Here is a 24790-nt window from a genome sequence, read left to right on the forward strand (position 1 = left end):
GGGATCGTCGCTGCGTGCGTCGTTGGGGATGGTGCCGCCGGGGTTGTTGCTGGCGACCGGGCAGGTGCTGCCCGTCTCCAGCGTGCACCGCCTCGCCCGGACCTCGACTCTGGTGCGGATCGTCATGAACGCCGACGGGCAGGTCCTGGACATGGGGCGCAAGGTCCGCCTGGCGACTCCTGCCCAGCGCCGGGCCGTCTTCGCCCGGTACGCCACCTGCTGGGTTGACGGCTGCCCCCTGCCCGCGACCATGTGCCAGATCGACCACGCCGACAACTGGAGCAGCGGCGGGCTCACGGACCTGAAGCTGCTGGGCCCGGCCTGCCAGTTCCACAACCGCTACACCCGCCGCAACGTCGGCGAAGACCGCTGGGCCTTCACCTACCACCGCCTCGGAAGAACCCCACGACTACACGAGTAAGACGCGGGGGCACACAGGGAGCGCGGCGCGGCACCGGGCGACGCGCGGGAGCCCGCACGGCCGCGAGCAAGGCGGGAGGCAGCGGGCGGGGTGGACGCGCAGACAGGCCCAGCGGCTGCGAAGTGAAGCGGGAGGCACAGAGAGAGCCTGCCGCGCAGGCAAGCCCGGCGACGCGCGGACAGGCCGCACGGCTACGGGAAGGAGACAGGAAGCACAGGGGGGCGTGGCACGCAGGCCGCCCCGGGCGGCGCAACCACAGGGTCCCCAGCGCGGACCGGCCCGCGCGGCTGCCGAAGCGAAGCGGGGAGGCGCAGAGGGAGCGGGGCGCGCGGGCAGACCCGGGGCGGATATGGGAATGAGGCCGGAATGGAGAACTCGGGCCGACGAGGTCAGGACCCGAAGCGCCAGGAGCGGAGATACTCCTCCTGCTCGCCGGTGAGCGCGTCGATCGAGATCCCGGCGGCGGCGAGCTTCAGGCGGGCCACCTCGGCGTCGATGTCGGCCGGCACGTCATAGACACCCGGCGACAGCCGGGCGGACTCGCGGACCAGCCAGGCGACGGCGAGCGCATGAGCGGAGAACGACATGTCCATCACGGCGGCCGGGTGGCCCTCGGCGGCGGTCAGGTTGACCAAGCGCCCTTCGGCGAGCAGCAGCAGCCTGCGGCCGTCTTCCAGGACGTACTCGTCGGTGTTGGGCCGGATCCCGAAGCGCACCTCGCGCGCCATCTCCTCCAGCGCCCGTACGTCGATCTCGACGTCGAAGTGACCCGCGTTCGCGAGGATCGCGCCGTCCTTCATGACGGCCAGGTGCTCGGCGCGGATGACGTCGCGGTTGCCGGTGACGGTCACGAACACGTCGCCGGCCTCGGCGGCCAGGCTCATCGGCCGTACGTCGTAGCCCTGCAGGGCGGCGTCGAGTGCCTTGACCGGATCGATCTCGGTGACGACGACCCGCGCACCAAGGCCCTTGGCCCGCTCCGCGACACCCCGGCCGCAGAAGCCGAAGCCGGCCACGACCACGGTGCGGCCCGCGAGCAGGACATTTGTGGCCCGCATGATGCCGTCGAGGGTCGACTGGCCGGTGCCGTAGCGGTTGTCGAACATCCGCTTGGTCCGGGTGTCGTTCACGGCGACCATCGGGAAGCGGAGCGCGTTCTCCGAGGCCATCTGACGCAGCCGGATGATCCCGGTCGTGGTCGCCTCGCACCCGCCGACCACGCCGTCGAGGAGTTCGACGCGCTCGGTGTGCAGGGTGTTGACGAGGTCGCATCCGTCGTCGAGAACGACGTGGGGCGCGATGTCGAGCGCCTGGTGGATGTGCCGGTAGTAGGTCGCCTTGTCCACGCCGGCGCGGGCGTGCACGGCGATGCCGTACGTCCTGAGCGCCTCGGCCACGTCGTCCTGCGTGGACAGCGGGTTGGACGCGGCCAGGGCGATGCGGGCACCGCCCTCCCGCAGCGCCCCGAGGAGCACCGCCGTCTCGGCGGTCACGTGCATGCAGGCGGCGATGCGCAGGCCGTCGAGCGGCCGGTCGGCGCCGAACCCGGCGCCGACCGCCTGGAGGACCGGCATCGAGCGGGCCGCCCACTCGATGCGCCGCTCTCCGGCCTCCGCGATGTCCGCCGTGATGTCCGGCTGAATCACGCCGTCTGCCTCCTGACGAGGGGCGCGGGCCGGGCCCACGCCCCCGTCGTGCGAGTCGCGATCAGTAGCGGTAGTGGTCCGGCTTGTACGGGCCCTCGACGTCGACGCCGATGTACTCCGCCTGCTTCTTGCTGAGCTTGGTCAGCTTCACGCCGAGCGCGTCGAGGTGGAGGCGGGCGACCTTCTCGTCGAGGTGCTTGGGCAGCACGTAGACGCCGGTCGGGTACTCGTCGGTCTTCGTGAACAGCTCGATCTGGGCGATGACCTGGTTGGTGAACGAGTTCGACATGACGAACGACGGGTGGCCGGTGGCGCAGCCGAGGTTCATCAGGCGGCCCTCGGCGAGCACGATGATCGAGTGCCCGTCGGGGAACACCCACTCGTCGACCTGCGGCTTGATGTTGACCTTCTTGATGCCCGGGATGCGGGCCAGGCCGGCCATGTCGATCTCGTTGTCGAAGTGGCCGATGTTGGACACGATCGCCTGGTGCTTCATCTGCGACATGTGCTCGGCGCTGATGATGCCGTAGTTGCCGGTGCAGGTGACGAAGATGTCCGCGATGCCGACGACCTCCTCCAGGGTGGTGACCTGGAAGCCGTCCATGGCGGCCTGGAGCGCGCAGATCGGGTCGATCTCGGTGACGATGACCCGGGCGCCCTGGCCGCGCAGCGCGTCGGCGCAGCCCTTGCCCACGTCGCCGTAGCCGCAGACCACGGCGACCTTGCCGCCGATCAGCACGTCGGTGGCGCGGTTGAGGCCGTCGATCACCGAGTGGCGGCAGCCGTACTTGTTGTCGAACTTCGACTTGGTCACCGAGTCGTTGACGTTGATCGCCGGGAAGAGGAGCGTGCCCGACTTGTGCATCTCGTAGAGGCGGTGCACACCGGTCGTGGTCTCCTCGGTGACGCCCTTGATGCCCTCGGCGACGCGGGTCCACCACTTGTCCGCGGAGACCGTACGGCGGAGCGTGTCGAGGATGACCGCCCACTCCTCCGGGTCGTCCTCACCGGCGACCGGTACGGCACCGGCCTTCTCGAACTCGACACCCTTGTGCACGAGCAGCGTCGCGTCGCCGCCGTCGTCCAGGATCATGTTGGGGCCGGAGCCGTCGGGCCAGCGAAGGGCCTGCTCGGTGCACCACCAGTACTCCTCCAGCGTCTCGCCCTTCCAGGCGAAGACCGGGACACCGGAGGGGTTGTCGACCGTGCCGTTCGGGCCGACGACGACCGCGGCGGCGGCGTGGTCCTGGGTGGAGAAGATGTTGCAGCTCACCCAGCGGACGTCGGCGCCGAGCGCGACCAGCGTCTCGATCAGCACGGCGGTCTGGATCGTCATGTGCAGCGAGCCCATGATCTTCGCGCCGCGCAGCGGCTGCGCCGCTGCGTACTCCTTACGGGTCGCCATGAGGCCCGGCATCTCGTGCTCCGCGAGGCGGATCTCTTTGCGGCCGAATTCCGCAAGCGAAAGGTCGGCGACCTTGAAGTCCATGAGCGTCTCCTCCGTTGTCCGTCGTTGCGAGTTTAGGCGTCGCGAACGCACGAACGCATACGCAGGGCCGCGAACCTGACACAAGAATGTGAGATTCCCTGTCCGGCGGGTTCCGGAGGCACTCAGAACTGTCTAGCGTGGACCCAGGAACGGGGACCGGAGGCACGATGCGCATCACCGAGGCGGCCAAACGGCTCGGCATGTCTCCCCGGATGTTGCGCTACCGGGAGGCTCTCGGCCTGCTGCCGCCCGTACGGGACAGGGGCGCCCATCGGCGCTTCGGGCCCGACGAGCTGGAGGCGGTGCGCCAGGCGATGGAGCTGGAGAGGCGGTTCGACGTCTCACCGGCCGAGCTGGCCTTCGCGCTCCGGGCGCTGTCCGAACCCGCGGTGGCCCAGGCCGTACGGGATCTCGGCGTGCGCATCGGACGCATCCAGGCGCCGCGCCGGGCGCTGGACTTCGAGAAGGAGAAGGCCCTGCGACTGCTCCGGCACCGGTGAATCAGGCGCTCGGGCAGCCAGAGCTCAGGCGCCGACCACGAGGCGCAGGTCGTCGGCCCGCAGGGAGTCGGCCGTGACGTACGGCTGCTCGCTGACGATGTCGGTCATCGTCAGCGGGACGTTCAGGGACGGCACCAGTTTGAGCGCCCTGACCAGCAGGTTCGGGTGCTCGGCGGTGAACTCCTGAGGCACGCCGAGAAGCTTGGCGGTCATCTTCGTGGTGCAGATCACCACGTTGCCCTCGAAGGTGAACGTGCTGCCGGTCAGCGTCGCCGGGCCCATCGTCTGCTGGGGCTGCTCCAGCACGGCCTTGTCCATGGTGAAGCGCAGCATCTTGACCGTGCCGGTCGCGGTGGGCATCTCGACCACGCCGGTGAACTTCATGCCGGTCATGGTCAGCGAGGGTGCGCGTACGGCGGCCGGCTCGGTCGCGACCCGCACCGCCCCGGGCGTCGAAGGGGCTCCCGGCTGGTCGTCCCCGTCCTCGCCGGGTGACGGCGAGGGGCTTTTCCTGCCGGTGAGCGACCCCACGGCGCCCTCCAGATCCGTGGGCAGCTTCGTGGGTAGCTTCGTAGGCAGCGACGTGGGGAGCGCCGTGGGGAGTGTGCTGGGCAGGACACCGCCGAGGACGTCGGACAGGCCGCTGGGGACGGCACTCGGGAGGACGCCGGGCAGGAGGGAGCCACCCTGCCCGGAACCGCCCTGCCCGGAACCGCCCTGCCCGCCCGTTCCCGGATCGTCCCGCGCCAGGGCCGTCCCGGCCGCCAGGATGACGGGCAGCACGGCGATGGCCAGCGCCTTGGCCCCCGGACCCGGTCCGGTGTCCCCGCGCCCGCCGCCGTCCGGACGTACGCCACCGCCACCGTCGTCGGGGTCCTCATCGGCACCGCCGCCAGAGCCGGGGGCGTCGGGGGCGTCGGGGGCGGGATCGGCGTCGCGCTTGACCCGGGCGACCAGGATGCGCGGGCTCTCGTCCGCGGGTTCGGCGGGCCGCTGCGGCGGGGCGGCTTCCAGGCGCTCGTCGCCGCTGCCCCCCCGCCGCTCGGTGAAGGTGATGCCCCCGTCCGAGAGCGCGGGAGGCGCCGCGGGCGCGGCCGGAGCCGTGCCGGCCTCGGTGGTCTCCGCGGGCGTCCAGGCGACCGCGAGCGCGCCTCCGACCAGGCCGAGCAGCATGCCGATCAGGAAACCGCCCAGGTTGGCGTAGACGAACGAGGCGATCGAGACCAGTACGGCGACCACGCCGAGGAAGGCCCGCTGGCCGGGCTGGAGCCACACCATCAGGCCCAGGATGATCAGCACCAGCGCGATCAGATAGGTGGCGCCGACCGTGCCCGACTGGATGACGAGCGGCAGGGCCTGGGTCGCGAACGGGATGCTCAGCAGCTCCAGGCCGGCCGCGAGCACGAGCAGGCCGCCCCAGAACGGCCGCGACCGCCGCCATTTCACCGGCCGCTCCATCAGAAGCACTCGTGCCGGCCCGGCTCCACGGCGAGTTTCAGCCCCGGCAGCTTGAACGTGGCCGCGTTGACGGCCCAGGAGACCTGCCGGAAGTCCTTGATGGTGATCCCGGCGGCCTGCTGGCCGAACATGCCGGACGCGCCCTGTCCGTCCGGAAGCTGGTCGAGGGCGCTGGCGTCGCGGCCCGCCTCCAGCTTCGTGAAGACCGCGTTGCCCTCGATCTGGGTGGCGTCGACGATCATGTTCTCGGCGGTCACCGGGTCTTTGCCCGTGCCGGCGGTGATCCGGATGGTCACGGCGCCGACGGGCGACTTCACCAGCACGGTCTGGCACATGTTGGTCAGAGTGGCCTTCCGGATGCCGGAGACGGCGACCGGGATCTTCTGGCCCTTCTTGTTCTCGACCGTGCTGCCGTACTGCACGAAGCCCTGGCCCTGCAGTGTGTCCGCGGAGACCTTGAAGGTGTCACCGGAGACGACGAACGACGCCCCGATCGCCCCCTCCGCGGTCGCACCGACCAGTACGGAGGCGACCGCGAGCGCGGGCACGAAGACGAGGGCGAATCGTTTCCACCGCACGCGTCCCTGAACCACGAGTCACCTCCGGAGTCAACCAGCCGTAATGTAAGGGTAAAGTTACCGACTGGTACCACCAGCGATGAAGTGACCGTGCATCACATTTCAATCACGGTGCGCAAGGAAATCGAACCGCCCGTAACGGGCGTTATGCGCCGGTACGTTGCCCCGAGGCGGCGTCCGCCCGATAGAGGTCCGGCTCCAGGTAGATCACCCGGGCCATCGGAACCGCCTCGCGGATGCGCCGTTCGGCCTCGTCGATGCCGCGAGCCACCTCACCGGCGGTGTCGTCGTGCTCGACGGCGATCTTCGCGGCGACCAGCAGCTCCTCCGGGCCGAGATGCAGAGTGCGCAGGTGGATGACCCGGCTGACCTCGGGCGCGGCCTCCAGCGCGGCGCAGATCTTGTCCTCGACCTCGGGCGTCGCGCTCTCGCCGATCAGCAGCGACTTGGTCTCGGTGGCCAGGATGACCGCGATCACGGCGAGCAGCACGCCGATCACGAGGCTGCCCACGCCGTCCCACGCGCCGTTGCCGGTGACCACGGCCATCGTCACGCCGAACAACGCGAAGATCAGACCGAGCAGCGCGCCGAAGTCCTCCAGCAGCACCACCGGAAGCTCGGGCGCCTTCGCCCTGCGGATGAAGGCCACCCAGGAGTGGTCGCCCTTGAGGGCGCTCGACTCCTTGATGGCCGTACGGAACGAGTAGCCCTCGGCGAGGATCGCGAAGATCAGCACCGCGAAGGCCCACACCGGCGACTCCACCGGCTCCGGGTCCGCGATCTTGTGCCAGCCCTCGTAGAGGGAGAACAGGGCGCCGATCGTGAAGAGCACCACGGCCACCACGAACGCGTAGAAGTAGCGCTCCCGGCCGTAGCCGAAGGGGTGCTTGCGGGTGCTCTGCTTGGCGGCGCGCTTGCCGCCGAGCATCAGCAACGCCTGGTTGCCGGAGTCGGCCACCGAGTGGACCGACTCGGCGAGCATCGACGACGACCCGGTGAACAGGAACGCCACGAACTTCGCCACGGCGATCGCCAGATTGGCGCCGAGCGCCGCAAGGATCGCCTTGGTACCGCCACCCGCACTCACGATGGACTCCTCATTTCAAACGGCCGAGGCGATCCTATTGGGAAATCCTGGCCTGAAGTTCCCTCGCCGCGACGGCCGACGCCGGGTCGATCCCGTACCCGAGAGCGAGGTAGACACTCGCGTAGTCGCACAATCCGGCCAGTGCGGCGAACCGGTCCAGCGGGTGCGCGCCCTCGCCCAGGATCTCGGAGACCGGAATCCCCCGGTCCTCGGCCAGCCGTACGGCGGCCGTGCGCGACCTGGTCACCTGCGGGTGCTCCTCCTCGTCACGCAGCAGGAACAGGCGCAGGCGCGCGCCGTCGCCCGGCTCGTCGGCGAACGGGTCGGCGAAGATGTCCCGCCCGGCGAGGGGTCCGTCGAACGTCGTGATCTGGTTGTGGGCGGCCTCGGGCAGCTCTCCCCAGATCGCCGGATAACCGGCGTCCCCGCTCAGCCGGCCGGCCAGACCGTGGGCCGCCACCGCGGCCAGCGGCGAGGTGCCCCAGATGACCGGGAGCGTCCCGGCCAGTTCCATCGCCAGCGTCTTGCCGGGGTTGATGAACGCCTCGCTCGACGGCCGGCACCGATGGGCCAGGTCCTCCAGCCGTTTGGCCACCGACTCGAACTCGCTCTCCCCGGCCGTCACCAGCCCGAGCGAGGCCGCCGCGAGAATCGGCGGCACCATGAGCGACCACAGCGTGGCCCTCGGCTGCCCGGCCACCCCGGTCGCCCCGCCCACCTGCGCGTACGGCCCGCCGGCCCGCTCGACCAGCGCCGACAGCGGCGTGCCGGGCGCGCCCACGCCCACGAGCGCGCACCCGCGGCGTACGGCCTCGGCGGTGACTGCGACGGTCTCCTCGGTCTTGCCGGAGCGGGAGACGGCGATGACGAGATCGGCGGCGCCGACCCAGCCGGGCAGCCGGTGGCCGCGCACCGTCACCACGGGGACCGGGGCGCCGTATCGGCAGAGCGCCTCGAGCACGTCGCCCACGAGGGCGGAGACGCCCATGCCCGCCACCACGATCGCGCGGGGGCGGCCGTCACGGCCGACCCGGGCCACGCCGTTCTCCACCGCCGACCGGTAGGCCGCCCGCACCTGGGCGGCCGACGACGCCACGGAACGGAGCACGCCGGAGGGGTCGCCCTCCACCAGGTATGCCTGGTCGTCGAGCCGGTCGGGCTCGAATCGGGCCCCTCCGGCACTGCTCATGCCTTGCGTGCCTCGTCGACGAGGAGCACCGGGATGTCGTCGCGCACCGGGTAGACCAGCCCGCACGACTCGGAGGTGCACGCCAGCTCGTCCGCGTCGGGGACGGCGCGGAGCGGGGACTTGCACGCCGGGCAGGCGAGGATGTCCAGCAGCCAGTCGTCGATCTTCAACTCGTCAGCTCCTTACAACGGCGAGAACTTCGTCTCGGACTGCGGCGACCTTCTCCTCGTCGGCTGCCTCCGCGTTGAGCCGGAGCAGCGGCTCGGTGTTGGACGGACGCAGGTTGAACCACCAGTCCGGACCGCTGACGGTGAGTCCGTCCAGCTCGTCGAAGGTAACACCCTCACGGCCCGCGAAGGTCTCACGCACCCGGGCCAGGGCGCCGGCCTGGTCGTCGACCCTGCTGTTGATCTCCCCGGACGCGGCGTACCGCGAGTACTGCGACAGCACCTCCGACAGCGGCCGGTCCTGCTCGCCCAGCGCGGCGAGCACGTGCAGGGCGGCCAGCATGCCGGAGTCGGCGTACCAGAAGTCGCGGAAGTAGTAGTGGGCCGAGTGCTCTCCGCCGAAGACGGCGCCGGTGCGGGCCATCTCCGCCTTGATGAACGAGTGGCCGACGCGGGTGCGTACGGGCTTGCCGCCGTGCTCGGCGACGATCTCCGGCACGCCCTTGGAGGTGATCAGGTTGTGGATGATCGTGGCGCCGGGGTTCTTGGCCAGCTCCCTGACCGCGACCAGCGCCGTGATCGTGGACGGCGAGACGGACTCGCCCCGCTCGTCGATGACCCAGCAGCGGTCGGCGTCGCCGTCGAAGGCGATGCCGATGTCCGCGCCCTGCGAAACGACCGCCTTCTGCAGGTCGCGCAGGTTCTCCGGCTCGATCGGGTTGGCCTCGTGGTTGGGGAAGCTGCCGTCGAGCTCGAAGTAGAGCGGGGTCAGCTCGATCGGCAGGCCCTTGAAGACCTCCGGGACCGTGTAGCCGCCCATGCCGTTGCCGGCGTCCACGACCACCTTCAGCGGCCGGATGCCCGACAGGTCGACCAGCGTCTTGAGGTGGGCGGCGTAGCCCTCCAGCAGGTTGCGCCGGGTCACCGTGCCCGCGCCCGGCGTGCCGCCCAACCCGGTGTCGAGCAGTTCGGCCGCGTGGTCGCGGATCTGCAGCAGGCCGGTGTCGGTGCCCACCGGCACGGCGCCCGCCCGGCACATCTTCATGCCGTTGTATTTCGCCGGGTTGTGGCTCGCGGTGAACATGACGCCCGGCAGGCCGAGGCTGCCGCTGGCGTAGTAGAGCATGTCGGTCGAGCCGAGCCCCGCGTTGATCACGTCGGCGCCCCGGGAGGTCGCGCCCCGCGCGAACGCCTCCGCCAGCGGGCCGGACGAGGTGCGCATGTCGTGCGCCATCACCACCGATGACGCGCCGGTCAGCTCGACGAAGGCCGCTCCGACGGCCTGTGCGATCTCCTCGTCGAGCTCGTCGGGCACCACGCCCCGCACGTCGTACGCCTTGAAGATCCTGCTGAGGTCGGCCACTGCACGCCCCTAAAAGTCGTTAAGTCTTCGCACCTGAGCCTATAGCGCCCTATCGCCCACGCAGCGGGGTGTCAGCGCTCCCTGTTGGGCTGGGCGGACTTGAGCACTCTCAGGTGACCTCGGCGGCCCACCTCGACCGCCTGGCCGACGGGTTCGCCGGCGGCGGGAGCGGGGCGCGCGGCCTCGCGTACCGCGTTCGCCAGGGCCTCCAGGTCGTCCCCGCTGGGGGTGGCGGACTCGGACGGAAGGCGCACGACCTCCCATCCCCTGGGCGCGGTGAGCCGTTCCGCGTGCTCCGCGCACAGGTCGTAACAGTGTGGCTCGACGTACGTCGCCAGGGGGCCGAGGACGGCGGTCGAGTCGGCGTAGACATACGTGAGTGTGAAGACGGCAGGCTGCCTGCAGGCGGTACGGGAACAGCTGCGGACGGGGCTCACGGAGGGACCGTATCCGGTCCGCGTTCACATTGCCCCCCCCCCGCCGCTCTTATTGAACGTGTCGCCACAATTCCGCGATCTCTGAAGTCGACATGACGTTGTTGGGCAAAGCGGACACGAGCGGACACGAGCCGTCGGGCCCACCGCATCGGCGGGGTGGGCTCTAAGCTGACTGCGTGAGCGATCGGAGCGGTGACAGGCCGGATCGAGGGCGGCGGGTGCGCCGGCGTGACCGGCATGGCCGCGGCATGCGCGGACCCCTCGCGCCCTCGCACGTCCCCATCGCCAAGTCGCGCGGCGAGCGGTTCGACGACCTGGTGCTCGACGCGGTCGACCGGCTCAAGCCTCGGTGGGGCACCCAGCTCGCGTCAGTCGAGTTCGCGGTCGAGGAGGTGCCGCCCGCCGCGGAGCTGCTGGACGGGCCGGCGCGGCTGTCCTCCGACCCGATCCCCCTGGGACGGGCGGAGTCGGCCTCGGGGGACGAACCCGCCGCCGTGGTGCTGTATCGCCGTCCGCTGGAAGCCCGGGCCCGCGACCGCGAGCAGCTCGGCACGCTGGTCCTCGACGTGGTCGTCGAGCAGGTGGCCAGCCTGCTGGGCCTCACCCCGGAGACGATCGACCCCGGCTACGACGACCGGCACTAGCTCCTTAAGGAAGCACGGCGCCCGGGGAGTCGACGGTCGGGGGCACCAGGGCCCAGATCCTGGCCATGGCCAGCGGCTGCGCGGTCACCATCTGACCATCACCGGCCCCCTCGTCGAGGACGCGCCCGCCGTAGACGGGACCTGAGCCCGGCTTCGGCCGTACGACGACGCTGAAGCCGCCCTTGCCGCCCTTCGGCGGCGCAAGCTTGAGCTCCTTGGTGCGGGCGGCGGGCAGCTTCACCTCGACCGGGTCCGGCGCCGCCCCCTTCGTCGGCACCATCTGGACCTCCACGGTGGCCGCCGCGAAGGGCGCCGACAGCACCAGCCGGGAGGTCTGCTTGCCCTCCGCGCGACCGTCCGCGACGACGCTGCCGAGGTCGATGGACGGGGCGCCGGCCGTGAAGGCGACGTCCTGCCGCATGCCCGTTCCGGTGATCTTCAGGCCGGCCACGATCGGGACGTCGGACTCCAGCACCAGCGCGGCCGGCTGGCCGCCGATCCCGGTGGACAGGTCGAGCGAGGACGCCGACCCGGCCGGCACCTCGATCGTCTCCTTGTTCTTCAGCGCGTAGGAGCCGTCCTTCAGCACGGCCTTGATCCGCACGGACGTGTCCCGCTCCCCCGGCGCGGCGACGTACAGCTCCCGCTGCCCGGCGGTGCCGGGAATGCCGGGGACGACGACGCGGGTGGCCGGGGCGGCGGCGACGGGCAGCCAGTCGACGCCCCTGCCCTCGCCCAGCACGGCCTTGACCGCGGCGGCCACCCGGCCGCTGCGGGTGCTCACCTGCAGCGCCATGATCAGCGGGGAGGGCGCGAGGTCGCGCAGCCTGATCACACGGTGCTGGCCGGGCTTGACGACGACGCCGTTGCCGCGCTCGCTCAGCACCGGGCCTTCCCCGGAGTAGACCATGAACGAGACGTTGGCCGGGGCCGCGTCGGGGTTGGCGAGGTAGAGGGTCATCTCCGCCGCGGCCGGCCCCGGCCCGATGAACCAGCTCTCCGCGCCCGGCTCGACGCACCGCACTCCGGCGAGCCCCCGCTGGGCGCCCGACGTCTCCCTGGCGGTCTGGGCGCTCTCCAGCCCGGCGGCCATGGAGCCGGTGGCGTCGACCACGAGAGGCCCGCCCCCGGCGGCGATCTCGCGCTGCCACAGCAGGCCCGGCCGGTCGATCACGGCGTCGCCCTTGCCGCCCTTCCCTCCGCTCCTGTCTCCCGGAGCCTTGATCCCCGACAGGGTGGCGCTTCCGGGGGCCTCGGGCCGTTCGGGGTCGGCCGGGGTCACCACGCTCACCCGGCTGCCGGACGGCGCGGGGCACACGGCGGTCACCGACTCCACCGGCGCCCTGACGGCCTGCGGACGCGCCTGCGCGACCGGCGCGGGCCGGCTGACGAAGGCCACGCCATACAACGCGCCCAGCGCGACCAGCACCAGGGCGAGCAGGCCGAAGCGGTTCTCGATCAGTCTCCTCACGCGGGCACCCGATCTTCCTTGGCCCGGCCTTCCTTCGCCCTGCGGCGGTTGCGCGGGGCCTCCTCGGGGGGCGCGTCGATGTAGTCGCCCTCCGGCTCCTTCGTACGGGCGCCGGGCGAGGCCAGGATCAGCACGAGCACGAGCAGCCCGCCCTGTGCCCACAGCCAGCCCCGATGCAGCGTGCCCGCGGTGGCGGGTGGCGGGGGCACGGTCACCTGACCGGCCACGCGCCACAGGCCGCCCGTCTCCGAGAGGCTCACCCTGACCAGGGCGGGCTGGGAGTCGAGCGCCCGTTGCAGGGCGGGGTCGACCGGGCCCGGCACGGTCACGAAGCGGACCCCCGACGACGCGAGCGTCTCGACGTACGTGCTGCCGCGGCCCGAGGCGAGCCCGGCGACGGCGGTCGTGAAGCGGTCGGTCACGTCGCGGGGTGATTCGAGGTCGGACTCGCCGATCAGCGGGCCCCGTCCGCGCATCAGCGTGTAGCCGACCCTGCCGTCCCTGGGACGCAGCAGGAGCGTGCCCTCGCCGGGCTCCGACTGGAGCTCGGCGAGCACCGGCACCGGGTCGCTCAGGTCGCCGCGCAGCGGGCCCTGCGCGCCTCTCATCACCCACAGCGCGGCGGCGGCGAGCGGGGTCGCGAAGGCGACCACGACGATCAGCATCGCGCCCAGGCGGCGCCACCCTCTCGCCGCCCGGAACTCGGCGATCCGGTGCGCCTGATGCGCGGCGGCCACGAGCAGGCCGGTCGCCGCGAACGCCAGCGGCACCCCCGGCCACGCCGCGATGTTCACCCGGCTGACCACGATCGCCACCAGCAGCCCGAAGAGCATGACGCCCCAGCCGATGGCGACGACCATCTGGTGCCGCCGCAGCAGCAGCGCGGCCAGCGCGACCGCGATGAGGCCCGCGGTCGCCCACACGGGCGGCACCCCCGGCCCGCCGGGGCTCAGCATGAGCAGGTGGTCGGCGCCGAGGCGGGGATCGATGAGGCGGGCGTCGTGCAGGCCGGACTCGAGCAGGATCCGGCCCGGCTCCCTGGCGATCTGCACCAGCCACGGGAACAGCAGCACGACCGGGGTGCCGAGGCCGATCACGAGCGACCGCCTGACGCCCCTGCGGATGCCGCCGAAGGACACCGCGGCGAGCCCGCCGAGGATGGCCACCAGCGCGTACACGAGCGGGACGAAGGCCGTGCCCACGGCCAGGAGCAGGCCGAAGCCCCAGGCGGCCCGCCGCGACCCGGCGATCACCCGCGTGGCGAGCGCCGCGTAGACGGGCAGCAGCACGATCACGATCGCGGTGCCGAGCCGCCCGCCCGCGATCACGCCCGTCGTGACCGGCAGCAGGGCGTAGGTGGCGGCCAGCCAGACCCGCGCGGGCGTGTACGAGATCATCCGCTTGGTCGCGGCGTACGCCGAGATCCCGGCCAGCGGCACGCAGCCGAGCAGCACCACGGCCACGGCCAGCCACGTCTTGCCCAGCGCGACCGCCGACAGCCCGGCCAGCACGGCGACGTACGGCGGCGCCCAGGTCTGCGAGCCGAGCCCGGCGGCGTGGTGGTCTTCGACGTAGAGCCGCCACAGGTCGGACGCGCTCCCGGTGACCGGCACCAGAGCGCCGCCGCCCAGGTGCCCGTCGGACGACAGGAGGGCGGGCAGCAGCGTCCTTTCGGCCGCCAGCGTGATCACCGCGAGGATCAGGCAGAGCACGACGCCGGGGCTGCTGAACACGCGCTGGACGCCGCCGGAGTCGGTCAGCAGCTCGTCGCCGTCGTCCTCCTGGCCGGGGTCCGCGGCCGCGTGGTGGCGGCCCGCCGAGTCGACCGGCCCGGCTCCGGCGAGGAAGCCCTGCACCATGTCGGCCAGCCGCCGCAGCGCGGCGCCCGGCGGGGTGAGTTTGCGGCGGATCGCGGGCCAGCCCTGTTTTCTGCCCTTCTTCCTGGCCTTGCGGGCCCGCCGCAGCCGCCAGGGGTGGCCGATGACCGAGCCGAGCGCGGCCAGCTCGTCGAGGGCGTTGGCCGGCTGCTTGGCCAGCAGGAACAGCAGGGCCCGCAGCGTCGACCCGATGACGTTGCGCAGCAGCGCTCGCACGAGCGCGCCGAACGGCACGTTGGCCATCAGGACGAACAGGCCGTTGCGCCGGTCGAGCCTGCGCGGGTGCTGCTCGCTGGTGGCGATCCTGCGCCGCCGCCGCGCCGACGCCTCGGCGTGCCAGGCCACCGCGTCGCTCACGTTGAGCACGCGGTGCCCGGCCGTACGGGCCCGCCAGCACAGGTCGAGGTCGTCGCGGAACAGCGGCAGCTCGGGGTCGAGGCCGGACAGCTCGTCCCACACGTCCCTGCGGATGAGCATGCCCGCTGTGGAGACCGACAGGACGTCGGCGATCCCGTCGTCATGCTGGCCCTGGTCGTACTCCCTGGGCTCCAGGCCGGTGTCGCGCCGTCCCGACCTGCTGACGGTCACGCCCATCTCCAGCAGCACCCGCCGGTCGAGCCAGTCGCGCAGCTTGGGGCCGAGGATGGCGGCCTTGGGATCCTGCTCGGCGGCCCACAGCAGGGCCTGCAGCGCGTGCGGGTCGGGCGCGCAGTCGTCGTGGAGCAGCCAGACCCACTCCTGCGCGGGCGCGGGCGGCAGCCGCCGCAGCACCTCGTGGACGGCCTCGCCGAACCCGGTCGACCTGGGCAGGGTCAGCACGTTGCCCTGCCCGAACGCCTCGGTCAGCAGCTTCCCGCTGCCGTCACGGCTGCCGTTGTCGACGCCGACGACACGGTCGAGAGGCCGGGTCTGCCGCAGCACCGCTGCCAGCGTCTCCTTGAGCCAGCGGGCGCCGTCGTGAGCGACGACGATCGCGGTCACCGAGTGCACGTCGAGTCCTAGGGGGGTCGTACGGCTGAGCGCCGACCACGATACGGCAACCCGGACTCACCCGATCACATCCAGGCGAAACAGGATGTCAACAGCAACCCAGACAGATGCCCGCAGACAGCCGCGTACAGACATGAGTGCGGGGCCGCGCGTCGAACGCACGACCCCGCTCACGTCGCAGTCATGGACGCCTAGACAGCCTGGCGCTTGATCTTGCGTCTTTCCCGCTCAGACAGGCCGCCCCAGATGCCGAAACGCTCATCATGCTGAAGCGCGTATTCAAGGCATTCGGCGCGTACCTCACACGAACGGCACACCTTCTTTGCTTCCCTGGTGGAACCGCCCTTTTCAGGAAAGAACGCCTCAGGATCGGTCTGCGCGCACAATGCGCGTTCCTGCCACCCAAGATCTTCACCATCGAGCGCCTGTGCCATGACCAGATCGGTCATTGCACACCTCCCTGTCGCTCGCCCGCCCACATGGAGCCCCCCATAAAAACGCCTGCCCTATACCCACCCTCGGGAAGGCGTAACAACATGTCTGTAATTACACGCGCGTGGCGCGTGTGGCGTCAAGCGGCATAACGATACCCGGGGAAAGACCTGCTCGCCCCGGTTCGTAACGCCCCGATCTACGGTCCTATCAGCGTTCGGAACCATACCAAGGGAGGTTGGGGTCGGTTCCGCGGCCTGCCTGATCAGGGGCGGAACCTTCCTCATACTTTGCCTGCGACCGATCCGGGGTGTAGATGGCCGTCGGATCGAGCGGCTCCTCCCTGCGCAGGGGGTCGCTGAGCGGGTCTCCCTGATAGCCGGAGGGGTCGAAGCGGAGCGTCTGGTCGGCGGGGCCGGGCATCGGGGGCTGGAACGGCGCGGGCTCGGACTGGGGGTGGCCGAGCGGGTTGTCGTAGTACTCCGGCATGTCCTGCGGGCCGGTGGGGTGGTCGGGCAGGGCGCCCTGCTGGTAGCTCTGCGCCTGCTGGTAGGCCTGCGCGAGCTGCTGCTCCCTCGGGTCGGCCGGGGCCTCGTACGCGGGGGGAGCGTCGAAGGCCGTGCCGCCGGCCGGGTGCTCGCCGCCCGGGCGGGCGAACGCCTGGCCCGAGTAGCCGGAGAACGGCGAGCCCTGCCCGTAGGACTGGTCCTGCCCGTACGACTGGTCCTGCCCGTACGACTGATCCTGCTCGTACGGCCTGGCCTCGGGAGCCGGGCTCGGGCTGTAGGAGGAGGGCTGGCCGTAGCCACCCGAGACGCCGGGGGCGTTGGAAGCGCCGGGGGGAGCGCTCGGGATCTGGCCGTAGCCGCCGGAGCCGGAGTCCGTCTGCTGGCCCGCGTAGCCGTACTGGTCGAACACCGGGCCCTGCGGCGGCGGGGAGTAGTCGGGCCGCTGGGGCGCCGCCGCGGCCTCGGGCTGCGCACCGTAGGCGCCGTAGTCGGAGTAGTGCGCGCCGGTCTGGACGTCCTGCAGCGACGGCCGGGGCGGCTGCTGCGAGTGAGCCGGGAGCGGGGCCGGAACGGGCGCGGGGGCGGCAGCCGGGGTGGGAGCCGGGGCCTGCGCGGGCTGCGGGAGGAACTGCGGGGGCTGCGGCGCGGTCGGGGCGGGGTTGTAGGAGGGCTGCTGCTCGTACTGCTGTTCCTGACCGAACTGCTGCTCGTACTGCTGTTCCTGGGCGTACTGCTGCTGGTGCTCCGGATACCGGTGCTCGGCGGGCGGGAGCTGGGGGTGAGCCGGCACCGGCGCGCTCTGCCCGTACGCGGGCTGGCCCTGCGGCTGATTCTGCGGCTGATTCTGCGGCTGGCCCTGCTGCGGAGTCTGGGGGGCGCTCTGCGGCGCGGTCTGGGGGACGTTCTGGACGGGCGCCTGCTGAGCGGGCATCGGGCCGGGACCCTGCTGGGGAGCGTGCGGAGTGTGCGGGTCCTGCGGGCCGTAAGCGCCCTGCGGCACCTGCGGGCCCTGCGGAGTTTGCTGGGGCGGCAGGCCCGGAGCGTACGGCTGGGGCGGGTAGGCGTCGTCGCGCCTGCCGAAGAAGTCGCCCGCCGGTTCCCTGGCGGGCTGGAGCGCCGACGCCGTGCTCAGCGCGTACAGCGCGCCGAAGACGGCGAGCGCGACCATCGGCAGTCCGGTGATCAGGTATTCGAACCGGTCGCGGAACGTGGGCAGGTCGCCCACGAGCACGCCCAACAGGGCGATCACGCCGAAGACGATGCCGAGAGCGAGCGACCCGGCCGCGCCGAGCGCCACCAGGCGGGCCCGGGGGGTCGGCGCGCCTGCCTTGGCGACGAGCAGCACGGCGCCGAACGCGAGCGCGGCCGACACCGGGGACACGAGGGAGTAGAGGTTCGCCGCCGCACGGATGCCGAAGGTGCTGCTCACCGTCGATCCGATCAGCATGCGCGCGATGCTGACGAGGACGCTGGTGATCACCACCGCGAGCATCGTCCACGCGGCCGGCTCTCGGAGCCGGCCGGTATCGACCTTGAGCACGACTACCCCCATCGGTCCAAACGGCACTCGGGGAAGTTTTGCACATGACTGACTTAAGCGTCGTCAGACCCAGCAACCTCACAAGCCGAACACACCCTACATATCGCTGTTCGTCCCGTTCCTGGGGTGGGTGTCGGCGATCCCGTGGGCGGCCGGTGGAAGACTGGCGGCATGCGCATCGTGTCCCTCGCCGGAGGAATCGGCGGCGCCCGGTTCCTCCGAGGTCTCAAGGCGGCGGCCCCCGATTCCGAGATCACCGTGATCGGCAACACCGGCGACGACATCACTCTCTTCGGCCTGCGCGTGTGCCCGGACCTCGACACGGTCATGTACACGCTGGGCGGCGGCATCAACGAGGAACAGGGTTGGGGACGGGCAGGTGAAACGTTCACCGTCAAGGAGGAGCTCGCCGCCTACGGCATGGAACCGCAGTGGTTCGGCCTCGGCGACCGCGACTTCGCCACCCACATCATCCGCAGCCAGATGCTGGCGGCCGGTTATCCGCTCTCGCAGGTGACCGAGGCCCTGTGCGACCGCTGGCGGCCCGGGGTGCGGCTGCTGCCGATGTCCGACGACCGCACCGAGACCCACGTGGTCGTCTCCGACGAGGCGGGCAGGAGGGCCATCCACTTCCAGGAGTGGTGGGTGCGGCTGCGCGCCTCCGTGCCTGCCGAGCAGATCGTGCTCGTCGGCGCGGACGAGGCCCGGCCCGCGCCCGGTGTGCTCGACGCCATCGCGGCGGCGGACGTCGTCATCCTGCCGCCGTCGAACCCGGTCGTGAGCATCGGCACGATCCTCCAGATCCCGGGCATCCGGGCGGCCCTTGAGGACAAGACGGTCGTCGGCGTCTCCCCCATCATCGGCGGCGCGCCGGTGCGCGGCATGGCCGACGCCTGCCTCACGGCGATCGGCGTGGAGACGAGCGCCCAGGCCGTCCTGGAGCTGTACGGCTCCGCGCTGCTCGACGGGTGGCTCGTGGCCGAGGAGGACAAGGGCGTGGCGCTCGACGGCGTGGTGGTGGAGGCCCGCCCGCTCCTGATGAGCGATCCCGAGGCCACGAGGGACATCGCCGCCGCGGCCCTCACCCTGGCCCGGTCGCTGAAGTCCTGACGCAGATGGCAGAGGAGCACATGCCCCAGATCACCGTCAACGGCGTGCCCGGCCTGCCCGAGGTGCGGCCCGGCGACGACGTCGCCCTGCTCGTGGCGCAGGCCGCGCCCGACCTGCGGGACGGCGACATCCTGGTCGTCACCTCCAAGATCGTGAGCAAGGCCGAAGGCCGGATCAGGCAGAGCGCCAGCGATACAACACAGCGCGACAGCCGTACGGCCGCGATCGAGGAGGAGACCGCGCGCGTGGTCGCGCGGCGCGGGGACACGGTCATCGCGCAGACGCGGCACGGCTTCGTGATGGCCGCGGCCGGGGTCGACGCCTCCAACACCTCTCCCGGCACCGTGCTGCTGCTGCCCGAGGACCCGGACGCCTCGGCGGGCCGCATCCGCCGGGGGCTGCGCGAGCGGCTCGGCGTGCGGGTCGGTGTGATCGTCTCCGACACCTTCGGCCGGCCCTGGCGGCACGGCCTGACCGACGTCGCCATCGGCGCGTCCGGCGTACGGCCGCTTGAGGACCTGCGTGGCGGCACCGACGGCTACGGCAACCCGCTCAACGCGACCGTCACGGCGCTGGTCGACGAGATCGCGGCGGCGGGCGACCTGGCGAAGGGCAAGCTGTCGGGCGTCCCGGTGGCCGTCGTGCGCGGGCTGGGCGGCCTGGTGACCGACGACGACGGCCCGGGCGGGCGGGTGCTCGTCCGCCCCGCCGACGAGGACATGTTCCGGTTCGGCTCGGCCGACGTCGTCTTCGCCCGCCGCACGATCCGCGAGTTCTCCGACGCCGAGGTGGACCCGGCGGCCGTACGGCGGGCCGTGGCGGCGGCCATCGCCGCGCCCGCCCCGCACCACACCACGCCGTGGCGGTTCGTGCTGCTGGAGACCCCGCGGGCGCGTACGGAGCTGCTCGACGCGATGCGCGACGCCTGGATCGAGGACCTGCGCTCCGACGGCTTCTCCGAGGAGTCGATCGCCAAGCGGATCCGGCGCGGCGACGTGCTGCGCAACGCGCCCTACCTGGCGGTGCCGTGCCTGGTGATGGACGGCTCGCACACCTACAGGGACGACCGCAGGAACGCCGCCGAGCGGGAGATGTTCGTGGTGGCCACCGGCGCCGGCGTGCAGAACTTCCTGGTCCAGCTCGCCGTGCAGGGGCTGGGCTCGGCGTGGGTGTCGTCCACGATGTTCTGCCGCGACGTGGTGCGCAAGGTGCTCGGCCTGCCGCAGAACTGGGACCCCATGGGCGCCGTGGCCATCGGCCATCCCGCTGCGCCGCCGAAGGACCGGCCGCCGCGCGACCCGGCCGACTTCTACGTCGTCAGGTGACCGGCGAACAGGTGGGGTGACACAGCCGCCGGGCCAGCGCCGACAGGAACACGTCGATGATCTGGCCCGGCTCCTGGGCCACGTAGAGCTGGCCGTTGGTGGCCGAGACGATCTCGCCGAGCGCCCGCCGGTCGGCGGCCTTGCCGAACGCGACCACGATGATCTGCACCGGCCTGTCCGGATCCCACTCCTTGCGGAGCTTTCCGACGAGGTCCCGCCGCGACACGCCCTTGCCGTCGTCCACGCCCGCGGTGAGCACCAGCAGAGCGTTGCTCATCTGCGGGTCGTAGCCCTTCGACACCGCACGGAAGCCCGCGTCGATCGCGTCGTACAGCGAGCCGGTCCGGTCATCGCGCGCCCTGATGCCGTCGGCCACCCGGAACAGGGCGGTCTTGCGGATCTCCTCCTGGCCGTCGTCGGGCTTGCCGATCGGGCCGAGACCGACGAGCTCGCGGTGGTCCGCGCCGCCTTCCAGGTCGCGGGCGAACTCCCACAGGCCCATGTGGGTCTCGTTCGGGAAAAGCTGCAGGCCGGGCTTGGCCGCCTCGACCGCGACGTCCAGCCGGGTCTTCCCGCCGTGCCCGCTGATCGGTTGGGCGTTCTCCTCGGACACGTCGGCGAGCACGAGGAGACGGCTCGGCGGGGCGAGCCGGCTCCACGCCTCCAGCGCCTCGTCGATCACCTGGGCCGTGATCGACGGCCGCGGGCGCGGCACCTCGGTCGAGATGCCCGCGCCGGTGTCGAACGGCGGCTGCCCGTCGGCGCCCCGGAACCCGGCCTTCCGTACGGCCTCCTGCGTCGCCGCCGACCGCAGCCAGGCCGCGAACAGCCGCGAGGCCGCCGCCCGGCCGGGGTCGGCGGCCGTCACGACGTACGGATAGTCGAGGTTGATCGTGCCCTCCTTGGGCTGGAGGGCGACCACGGGCTCGGCGCCGCTCTCGCGGTTGTGCGCCCACACCGACTGCTCGGGGACGATCACCACGGGACGCGACCAGAAGCCGGGGGCGTCCACCGCGCCGAGCATGCTGCGGTAGTCGGGGGCCGACCCCGACTGCGCCATCCGCACGAACGCCGTGAGGTCGCGGTCGGCCCTCTCCCCCGAGCCCACGATGTCACGGGCCGCCGCGACGGTCGCGATGCCCGCCCCCGACACCGACGGGTCGGGGATGCGCACGATGTCGGGCTCGTGCTCGGTGGGCTGGAGGCGTCCCCGCACCGTGGCGGGGAAGACCATGTCCCAGCTCATGGCCGTCCCCCCGGCGGCGAACCGCTCGGCGAGCGAGCGCCGGGTGGCGAAGACCAGCGGGGAGGTCGCGACCACGGTCTCGTCGGCGGCGATGTCCTGCCCGCCCTGCGCGCGGGCCAGCCGCACCCAGACGGACGAGTCGGCGATCCATCCGTCCGGGCGGTCGGGCAGCACACCGGCCCGGTCGCCGATCAGCGTGCGGAGCACCGGCGCCGGGGGCTGCTCGGCCACCTGGACCTGGACGCACCGCCCGTCCACTCCCGCGCCGGAGGCGTTGAACCGCTCGGCCGCGTCCATGACCGGCCGCGCGACGTCCACGGCCGCCGCGACGCTCACGAGGATCGGGTCGCGGGCGGAACACGTTCCCGTCGAGCGCGTGAGGAAAACGGCGATCCCCGCCACGACGATCGCCACGGCCGCCAGGGCCGCGGCCCCGCCCTTCCATCTGGCCTGCCTGCGCCGCCGCTCGGCGGCGAAGGCGGCGCGGTGACGACCGGACGGCACGGTGCGGGGTCCCTTCCCAGGCTCATCGACGGCACTGCGATTCTGCCCGCCCACCCCGCGTACGGCGCAAGAGCGAATTAGAACTCGTTATATACAGCGCGTCCAATTACTCGGACCGGGAGGCGGGTGAGATCGTGAGCAGCGGCCTGCGGACCGACTGGCACACCCCGTCGCTGCGCCGGGCCGCCTCGGCCCGCTCCTCGCTCGGCGTGCCGTACGACGTGGTGCGCTGGCGCAGCGGACGGCCGGTCGGCGCGACCATGGCCGCGATCTCGCTGATCGTCTTGTAGGAGCCGTTCTCCGAGCCGGCCATCCGGCTGATCGTCTCCTCCATGAGCGTGCCGCCGAGGTCGTTCACTCCTCCGGCGAGCACGTCACGGCACAGGTCGTCGCGCAGCTTCACCCAGGAGCACTGGATGTTGCGGATCGCGCCGTGCAGCATGATCCGCGCCAGCGCGTGGACGGCCCGGTTCTCCCGCGCGGTCGGCCCCGGCCGGGCGATCCCCGCCAGGTAGATCGGGGCGCTGTGGTGCACGAACGGCAGCAGCACGAACTCGCTGAACCCGCCCGTCTCCTCCTGGATCGTCCGGATGAGCCGGATGTGGCGCACCCAGTGCTCGTGGGTGTCCACGTGGCCGTACATCATGGTCGAGGTCGTCGGGATGCCGACCCGGTGGGCCGTGGTGATGACCTCGATCCACTCCCGGGTGGGCAGCTTGCCCTTGGTCAGCACCCACCGCACGTCGTCGTCGAGGATCTCGGCGGCCGTGCCGGGCAGCGAGTCGACCCCCGCCTCCCGCGCCGCGATCAGCCACTCCTCGACCGACAGGTTCGTACGGCTCGCGCCGTTGACGACCTCCATCGGCGAGAACGCGTGCACGTGGATCTCGGGGCAGCGTTCCTTGACCGCGCGGGCGATGTCGAAGTAGGCCGTGCCGGGCAGGTCGGGGTGGATGCCGCCCTGCATGCACACCTCGGTCGCCCCGGCCTCCCACGCCTCCTGGGCCCGGTCGGCGACCTCGCTCAGCGACAGCGTGTAGGCGTCGGCGTCGGTGCGCCGCTGGGCGAACGCGCAGAACCGGCAGCCGGTGTAGCAGACGTTGGTGAAGTTGATGTTGCGGTTGACGACGTAGGTGACGTCGTCACCCACGGCCTCGCGGCGCAGCCCGTCGGCGATCCGGCACAGCTCGTCGAGACCGGCGTCGTCGGCGCCCGCCCCCGACTGGTCACCGGCGAGGTCGAGCAGCGTCAGCGCCTGCTCCTCGGTCAGCCGCGCCGGGTCGGCCTCCGCCTGCCGCAGCGCCTCCCGCACGTCCGCCCGGACCGTGCGGCTCCGGGCGTCCGGCAGGCGTTCGCGCAGCGCGTCCCAGTCGCCGTACACGCTGTCGAAGTCGGCACGGCGGTCGCCCGTACGGCCCTCGGCGTCGACGGCGGTGTGCAGGTCGGCCCGCCCTCCGGTGACGAGGCCACCATCGGGCTCCTGCCAGGGACGGCCCCGGAGCACCGCGTCCTCCCGGGCGAGCCCGGTGGCGGGGTCGGCCAGCGCCGCGACGTGCTCGGTGAGGCGGGGGTCGAGCCACGGCTCCCCCGCGAGCACATACTCGGGATAGATCGTGAGGCGCTCGCGCAGCGTGAACCCGGCGCCGGCGGTGCGCGCCGCCAGGTCGTCGATCTGCGGCCAGGGGCGTTCGGGATTGACGTGGTCGGGCGTGAGCGGCGACACCCCGCCCCAGTCGTCGATGCCCGCCCGCAGCATCAGCGCGTACTCCTCGCCGATCAGGTTGGGCGGCGCCTGCACGCGGACCTTCGGGCCGAGCACGAGCCGGGTCACCGCGATCGTCGCGGCCAGCTCGTGCAGGTCGGCGTCGGGCATCCCGCGCATGGCCGTGTCGGGCTTGGCGCGGAAGTTCTGGACGATGACCTCCTGGATGCCGCCGTACTCCCTGGCGACGCGGCGGATCGCGAAGATCGACTCGGCCCGCTCCTCGATCGTCTCGCCGATGCCGATCAGCAGGCCCGTCGTGAACGGCACGCTGGAGCGGCCCGCGTCCTCCAGCACGCGCAGCCGTACGGCGGGGTCCTTGTCGGGAGAGCCGTAGTGGGCCTCGCCCTTCTCGGTGAACAGCCGCCGCGAGGTGGTCTCCAGCATCATGCCCATCGACGGCGCGACCGGCTTGAGCCGCTGCAGGTCCTTCCAGGTCAGCACGCCGGGGTTGAGGTGGGGCAGCAGCCCGGTCTCCTCCAGCACCCGGATCGCCATCGCCCGGACGTACGACAGCGTGTCGTCGTATCCGTGGGCGTCGAGCCACTCGCGCGCCTGGTGCCAGCGGTCCTCCGGCCGGTCGCCGAGCGTGAACAGCGCCTCCTTGCAGCCCATCGCCGCGCCCTGGCGGGCGATGTCCAGCACCTCGTCCGGGGACAGGAAGGCGGCGGGCAGCTTGTGGGGCGCGGTGGCGAACGTGCAGTAGCCGCACCTGTCCCGGCACAGCCGGGTCAGCGGGATGAACACCTTGCGGCTGTAGGTGATGACACCGGGCCGGCCGGCGGCCTCCAGCCCCGCGTCCCTGACCCGCGAGGCGTGCGCGAGCAGGGCGTCCAGGTCGTCGCCGCGGGCGCGCAGCAGGATCGCCGCCTCCGCGAGGTCGAGGGCCTTGCCGTCCCTGGCCCGCGCGAGTGCCCGGCGGGTGCCGCTGTCGGAGCTGACGTTCGGGAGTCGCTTCGCCGTCATACGCGCACCCTATGAGGCGTGGGTCCGTCCGGCGCACTCAGCCCCCGGCCGCACGTACGGGAGAAGTCACGGGAGAAGT

20 protein-coding genes are annotated in these 24790 nt (G+C 72.0%); 5 read left to right on the plus strand and 15 right to left on the minus strand.

Annotated features, from left to right (window positions below; translation table 11 throughout):
• Positions 1 to 421 (plus strand): HNH endonuclease signature motif containing protein (locus FLV34_RS23175; RefSeq protein ID WP_147944039.1); only part of this gene is annotated, 421 nt, incomplete at its 5' end.
• A 389-nt stretch (positions 422 to 810) separates the two neighbouring features.
• Here FLV34_RS23175 and FLV34_RS23180 read toward each other — a convergent pair.
• Both FLV34_RS23180 and ahcY read right to left on the minus strand, forming a co-directional pair.
• Entirely contained in the window at positions 811 to 2067 is a 1257-nt protein-coding gene (locus FLV34_RS23180; RefSeq protein ID WP_147944040.1) for an adenosylhomocysteinase, read from the minus strand.
• 61 nt (positions 2068 to 2128) lie between these two features.
• Positions 2129 to 3556, minus strand: a complete 1428-nt coding sequence (ahcY, locus tag FLV34_RS23185) for an adenosylhomocysteinase (RefSeq protein ID WP_147944041.1) — start codon at positions 3554 to 3556, stop codon at positions 2129 to 2131.
• A 167-nt stretch (positions 3557 to 3723) separates the two neighbouring features.
• Between ahcY and FLV34_RS23190 the strand changes: the two genes are divergently transcribed.
• Entirely contained in the window at positions 3724 to 4056 is a 333-nt protein-coding gene (locus tag FLV34_RS23190) for a MerR family transcriptional regulator (protein WP_142622861.1), read from the plus strand.
• A gap of 24 nt (positions 4057 to 4080) precedes the next feature.
• On the opposite strand, the gene FLV34_RS23195 is transcribed toward FLV34_RS23190, so the two are convergent.
• The 7 genes from FLV34_RS23195 to FLV34_RS23225 all read right to left on the minus strand — a co-directional run bounded on the left by FLV34_RS23195 (position 4081) and on the right by FLV34_RS23225 (position 10335).
• Positions 4081 to 5502, minus strand: a complete 1422-nt coding sequence (locus FLV34_RS23195) for a DUF6114 domain-containing protein (protein ID WP_147944042.1) — start codon at positions 5500 to 5502, stop codon at positions 4081 to 4083.
• An 11-nt stretch (positions 5503 to 5513) separates the two neighbouring features.
• Complete coding sequence (locus FLV34_RS23200) at positions 5514 to 6092, minus strand: DUF6230 family protein (protein WP_205830305.1); 579 nt, start codon at positions 6090 to 6092, stop codon at positions 5514 to 5516.
• 145 nt (positions 6093 to 6237) lie between these two features.
• Complete coding sequence (locus FLV34_RS23205; RefSeq protein ID WP_142648096.1) at positions 6238 to 7179, minus strand: cation diffusion facilitator family transporter; 942 nt, start codon at positions 7177 to 7179, stop codon at positions 6238 to 6240.
• 34 nt (positions 7180 to 7213) lie between these two features.
• Positions 7214 to 8368, minus strand: coding sequence for an SIS domain-containing protein (locus tag FLV34_RS23210; protein WP_147944043.1), 1155 nt, complete (start codon positions 8366 to 8368; stop codon positions 7214 to 7216).
• Complete coding sequence (locus FLV34_RS23215; protein WP_076432865.1) at positions 8365 to 8538, minus strand: Trm112 family protein; 174 nt, start codon at positions 8536 to 8538, stop codon at positions 8365 to 8367. Before FLV34_RS23215 ends, FLV34_RS23210 begins: the two co-directional genes overlap by 4 nt.
• A 4-nt stretch (positions 8539 to 8542) precedes the next feature.
• Positions 8543 to 9898, minus strand: a complete 1356-nt coding sequence (locus FLV34_RS23220; RefSeq protein ID WP_142648094.1) for a phosphomannomutase/phosphoglucomutase — start codon at positions 9896 to 9898, stop codon at positions 8543 to 8545.
• A gap of 71 nt (positions 9899 to 9969) precedes the next feature.
• Positions 9970 to 10335 (minus strand): DUF3499 domain-containing protein, encoded by a 366-nt coding sequence (locus FLV34_RS23225; protein ID WP_142622849.1) that lies wholly within the window; start codon positions 10333 to 10335, stop codon positions 9970 to 9972.
• A 248-nt stretch (positions 10336 to 10583) separates the two neighbouring features.
• Between FLV34_RS23225 and FLV34_RS23230 the strand changes: the two genes are divergently transcribed.
• Positions 10584 to 10979, plus strand: coding sequence for a metallopeptidase family protein (locus tag FLV34_RS23230; RefSeq protein ID WP_168065971.1), 396 nt, complete (start codon positions 10584 to 10586; stop codon positions 10977 to 10979).
• A gap of 4 nt (positions 10980 to 10983) precedes the next feature.
• Here the strand turns inward: FLV34_RS23230 and FLV34_RS23235 are convergent, their stop codons facing one another.
• From FLV34_RS23235 to FLV34_RS40650, 4 genes are all read right to left on the minus strand, one after another.
• A complete protein-coding gene (locus tag FLV34_RS23235) occupies positions 10984 to 12450 on the minus strand; it encodes a DUF5719 family protein (protein ID WP_147944044.1) in 1467 nt (488 codons plus the stop codon).
• Positions 12447 to 15317 carry a glycosyltransferase family 2 protein gene (locus tag FLV34_RS23240; RefSeq protein WP_142648091.1) on the minus strand — a complete coding sequence of 957 codons (2871 nt, stop codon included), beginning with the start codon at positions 15315 to 15317 and terminating at the stop codon, positions 12447 to 12449. The genes FLV34_RS23235 and FLV34_RS23240 overlap by 4 nt, the downstream gene beginning before the upstream one ends.
• A gap of 191 nt (positions 15318 to 15508) precedes the next feature.
• Positions 15509 to 15766 carry a WhiB family transcriptional regulator gene (locus tag FLV34_RS23245; protein WP_079313297.1) on the minus strand — a complete coding sequence of 86 codons (258 nt, stop codon included), beginning with the start codon at positions 15764 to 15766 and terminating at the stop codon, positions 15509 to 15511.
• A 193-nt stretch (positions 15767 to 15959) separates the two neighbouring features.
• Positions 15960 to 17798 carry a hypothetical protein gene (locus FLV34_RS40650; RefSeq protein ID WP_187280706.1) on the minus strand — a complete coding sequence of 613 codons (1839 nt, stop codon included), beginning with the start codon at positions 17796 to 17798 and terminating at the stop codon, positions 15960 to 15962.
• A 171-nt stretch (positions 17799 to 17969) separates the two neighbouring features.
• Between FLV34_RS40650 and cofD the strand changes: the two genes are divergently transcribed.
• The gene (gene cofD, locus FLV34_RS23255; protein ID WP_147944045.1) at positions 17970 to 18908 is read left to right on the plus strand and encodes a 2-phospho-L-lactate transferase; all 939 of its coding nucleotides are present in this window, start codon (positions 17970 to 17972) and stop codon (positions 18906 to 18908) included.
• A gap of 20 nt (positions 18909 to 18928) precedes the next feature.
• Complete coding sequence (locus FLV34_RS23260; RefSeq protein WP_142648089.1) at positions 18929 to 20233, plus strand: coenzyme F420-0:L-glutamate ligase; 1305 nt, start codon at positions 18929 to 18931, stop codon at positions 20231 to 20233.
• On the opposite strand, the gene FLV34_RS23265 is transcribed toward FLV34_RS23260, so the two are convergent.
• Both FLV34_RS23265 and FLV34_RS23270 read right to left on the minus strand, forming a co-directional pair.
• Positions 20226 to 21983, minus strand: coding sequence for a substrate-binding domain-containing protein (locus FLV34_RS23265; protein ID WP_147944046.1), 1758 nt, complete (start codon positions 21981 to 21983; stop codon positions 20226 to 20228). The genes FLV34_RS23260 and FLV34_RS23265 overlap by 8 nt on opposite strands.
• A 106-nt stretch (positions 21984 to 22089) precedes the next feature.
• Complete coding sequence (locus tag FLV34_RS23270; RefSeq protein ID WP_147944047.1) at positions 22090 to 24711, minus strand: bifunctional FO biosynthesis protein CofGH; 2622 nt, start codon at positions 24709 to 24711, stop codon at positions 22090 to 22092.
• Positions 24712 to 24790 lie beyond the last annotated feature (79 nt).

It is taken from the genome of Microbispora sp. CSR-4 (genome assembly GCF_008033685.1).
Lineage (GTDB): Bacteria > Actinomycetota > Actinomycetes > Streptosporangiales > Streptosporangiaceae > Microbispora.